Origin of the sequence: Aequorivita todarodis, assembly GCF_028561335.1 — a bacterium.
In the GTDB taxonomy this organism is placed as follows: Bacteria; Bacteroidota; Bacteroidia; order Flavobacteriales; family Flavobacteriaceae; genus Aequorivita; species Aequorivita todarodis.
The window spans coordinates 1-4582 of the sequence record NZ_JAQQTG010000011.1; the positions used below are offsets into that span (position 1 = coordinate 1).

The following is a 4582-nucleotide window of genomic DNA, read 5'->3' on the forward strand; positions in this document are numbered from 1 at the left end:
CCTCCGCGATCGATGCGGATCTATTTATGGGCGATGTGGACAACAGCATGATCGATGCCGTCTATTTCTGGGAGCATTTGACCGCCGCCAGTTCCAGCTATCCGGGATATAAGGTGAACAATTTCGACATGGGGGATATCTCCATGTACAACAGCTCTGGCGGGGTGCCCGCCGCCAATGACCCCGGTACATCCACCACGCCCAATGGCTATATTTCTTCGGGACAGGGCTTTGGGTTTAAGGCCACGGCCGCCGGGACCGCAACATTCAAGAACTATATGCGCGTTACCGATAACAATGACACCTACAGGAGGCCCGGCGCCCCAAAGGACCGTATGTGGCTGAACGTAAGCAACGAGACCTATGGGCTTAGCAGCACCATGTTGATCAGCTTTTCGGAAGAGTCCACGGATGGCTACGATGCCAAATACGATGCAAAGCGATTGGCAACCCCGGTGAGCCTCTATTCCAAACTAAATACCGGCGAGGAGTTGGCGATCCAGGGAAGGAGCGCGTTCAACGCAGAGCAGGAAGTTCCCTTGGGCTTCGTGAGCCAGATAGAGGAGAACCAGGAGTTCACGATTTCCATCAGCGGGCAGGACGGCACCGTTTGGCCTGAGGTGCAGGTTTACTTAGTGGACAAAGCTAAAAATGTGGTCCANATTGTGCCTAACCCGACCAATGGCAACATAATGATTATTTCGCCAAAAGCCGTGGTCAGCTCAGTAGAGGTGTTTGACATTAGGGGCAGAAGATTGATGGACGTGGAGTACAACAGCGCCCACTATTCACTTGATCTTTCAGGCCTGCAGTCGGCCACTTACTTCGTGAAGATAAACACCGAAGCGGGCAGCCTGACCAAGCGGGTATTGAAGCATTGATCCTTACAGATACAACTAACTTCAAAAATCCATATTTTAGCATACCACAATTATTATAAATTCTAAGAATCGTTTCAATTTGTTTTGAAACGATTTTTTTATGGTATATAATTTCTTAAAAGCTTGTTAAATATGGATAATGTGTTATTTTTGAAAATGTAATTTACCATTCGACCCCCAAATCGTACTATTAATCTATAATCTTCAATTATGCTAAACCAATACCTTAAAACATTCTTTCGCTATTGTTTCCTCTTTTCAATCTTCGGAATAATCTCTGCCACTGGACAGACAAAGAAGCAAGAGTCAAATAAATACGCCAAACAGATAGCTCAAATTGTGGCGAGCTACGATCAAGCTGAATTGTCCAATATATATTCGCAGCTTTCATCCAAGGCTGCATTGAATAGGGCAGAGGCCAAGAGTTATGCAATCTTGCACAATATACCACTGCGTTATGAAAATGCCGAAGGTGTATTGTTTGAGCTTCAGTTTATAGCCGAGGATGGATCTCCCATATATTTCCAAACGTTTAATGCGGATGCTGCCATTTCTACCCGCGCCAACTATTTGAATACCGGTGGTGGCTTGGGATTGAATTTGAACGGAGATGATTTGACCGCCCATGTTTGGGATGGTGGTTTGGCCCGAAGCACCCATCAGGAATACGATGGCGCAGGGGGTAACAACCGCTTCTCTATTGGTGATGGCACCTCAGCCCTTCATTATCATTCGGCCCACGTAACTGGGACTATTATGGCTTCGGGAGTACAACCTGCGGCCAAAGGAATGGCGTGGCAGGCCAACGCTGTGGGCTATGACTGGAATAACGACACCTCGGAGGCTATAACGGCTGCGGGTAATGGAATGCTTATTTCAAACCATTCCTATGGCTACGGTGCCTCTGGAATACCGGATGCATGGTTTGGCCAGTACGGCCAGGATGCCCATGATTGGGATGCTATCCTGCGCAATGCTCCTTACTATTTAATGGTAGTGGCAGCAGGAAATGATGGACAGGACAATACTTCAAACGGAGCGCCACTGGATGGACAGGCTGCTTATGACAAACTTTCGGGGTACGCAACGGCAAAAAACAATATGGTTGTTGCCAACGGTCAAGATGCCAATATTAATCCAGATGGCAGTTTGAATTCAGTGCTTCGAAATCCGGGCAGTAGCGAAGGTCCAACGGACGATTATCGTATTAAGCCAGATATTATGGGGAATGGTACCCAGTTATATTCCACTTATCAAAATTCCGATACGGCCTATAATTCTATATCAGGAACATCCATGGCCTCTCCAAATATTGCAGGCACACTTTTGCTGTTGCAGGAGCATTACGTGAACCTTCACGGCAACTTTATGCGTGCGGCCACTTTAAAAGGTTTGGCATTGCATACCGCAGATGATGTAGCATCTACAGGTCCCGATGCCCAAACAGGTTGGGGTTTAATGAATGCGAAAAAAGCTGCCGAAACCCTTACAACAGCTGCCGCCACTTCTGGTTCTGCCATTGTGGAGGAATTATCGCTTGCGCAAGGCCAAACCTATCAAATTACCGTGCAGGCCAATGGCGTTGACCCTTTAATGGCCTCCATATCCTGGACAGATCTTCCCGGAACTATTAACAATGGAACCAATAGCAATACCCCGGCCTTGGTAAACGATTTGGATATACGGCTTTCCAACGGAACCACCTATACGCCCTGGCGATTGAATGCCGTCAACTCAAATACAAAAGGCGATAATACCGTTGATCCCTATGAGCGCGTTGATATCAATGGTGCTTCTGGGACCTATACACTTACAGTTACGCACAAAGGAACGCTTTCGGGAGGATCACAAAACTTTTCACTTATAGTTACCGGCGTAGTGGTAGCTTCAAGTCCCTTAATTGGATTTGCAGTACCAACAGGATCAGAAATAGAAAATACCGATTGTAGCTATACCGATGTTAACGTAGTACTGAACATAGCCCAAGCACCCTCGCAAAATGCGGATGTAAACTTTACCATTATGGGCAGCAGCACAGCCACTTCTGGACTTGATTTCGATTTAATGACGCCTACGGTTACTTTTCCCTCGGGGAGTACCGCCAGCCAAAATATGGTGCTCCGCGTATATCACGACGGATTTGTGGAAGGCGATGAGACCGTTTCGGTCAGTTTTGCCGTAAACCCAAACGGAGGTAATGCTGGGGTAGATACGAATGCCAATACTTTTACCTTGACGATTAATGATGATGATATTGCACCATTGAGCACACAGAATCAAAGCATTTATTTTGAAGATTTTGACGATGGAGTTTTTGATGTCACAACTTCAGGGAATTCTGGTTCTGATTTTTGGTCGGCGGGTAATAATGCGGCAGCAACAAGTGGTTATTGGACCACGAGCGGCAACAGCACAACCTTTGCCTTCACCAATGATGATGCCTGTAATTGCAACAAAGGAAACGACTTGTTGACTACATATTCTTTTAGTTTGGCTGGGCCTTATACTTCCGCAGCGCTTACTTTTGACCATGCTTTTGCAGATTTGGGGGAAACGGGACAGGTTCTTATTAGTACTGGCGGTGGAGCTTTTACGGTAATTTCTACATTGTCAAACACCTCGATTGACAACGGTGGAGGTTCCTATACCACTCCGTGGGTCAATGGCCTGAATATAGATCTTTCTTCTTATATAGGACAATCGAATGTAAGGGTTCAATTTAAATATAATGACAATGGCGCTTGGGCCTATGGAATGGCTGTTGATAATATTTCAATTACGGCTGTTGTTAATACACAAGTCCAAACCGCTGTAAACACTGGAACAACAAATGACCAAATAGGTCTATCCGGTGCTGGAACAATCTATACCGCTGATGCCGTTACAGGAAATGTAATGCTAGACATTACCAATAATGACACTCACAATTATGGTTGTACCGATGTTTCCGTTTCACATGCCGGAACAGGAGCCCAGCCATACAATGGAAGCACATTGCCTAATTATGTTATGGACAAAAACTTCAGAATTGGTGTTGGCAATACTGCAAGCTCTGGAAATACCGAAGTGAAATTTTATTTTACGCCTGCGGAAATTACCGGTTGGGAAAGTGCAACAGGTTTATCTAGAACACAATTAATAGCTTATAGAACAGACGGCAATGAAACATCGCCATTAACAATTGGCTCCTTTGGTGCAAACGTTACATTAACAGGTAATTTCACTGGTCTTTCTGGAGACTATCTCTTTGGCCCTTCGGCTGCATTTAGTGACTGTCCCGGATCTACGACATATACATCCTCAGGATGGAGCAATGGTGCGCCTTCTGCAAATACAATGGCTATCATTGATGAAAACTACAGCACAGCTACTGCGAATATTGATGCCTGTACCTTGGTAGTAAACGCAGGAAAGACCCTCACCGTGCCTGATGGAACTTATGTAAAGGTGGAAGGCAATATTACCGTAAACGGAACCCTTTTTGTTGCGAATGAAGGAAGCTTGGTGCAAGTTGACGACGCTGCAACGGTAACCAACAACGGCAGCATTACCGTGCGAAAGATCACTCCATTTATGGAGCCCAGATATTTTATGGTACTGGGCAGCCCGATGACGGCCGAGACCCGAACTGGGGTCTATGGCAATGCCGTCCAGGTGCGCCACCACCTAACGGCAAACTTCAACCCGGATCCGGCGGTTGC

The 4582-nt window shown here is 46.1% G+C and carries 2 protein-coding genes; both read left to right on the forward strand.

Annotation, left to right across the window (positions count from 1 at the left end):
• The first annotated feature begins 380 nt into the window (after positions 1 to 380).
• A complete protein-coding gene (locus POV26_RS15425; RefSeq protein WP_473087624.1) occupies positions 381 to 881 on the forward strand; it encodes a T9SS type A sorting domain-containing protein in 501 nt (166 codons plus the stop codon).
• A 210-nt stretch (positions 882 to 1091) separates the two neighbouring features.
• A partial coding sequence (locus tag POV26_RS04565) for a S8 family serine peptidase (RefSeq protein ID WP_272855294.1) occupies positions 1092 to 4582 on the forward strand: 3491 nt, incomplete at its 3' end.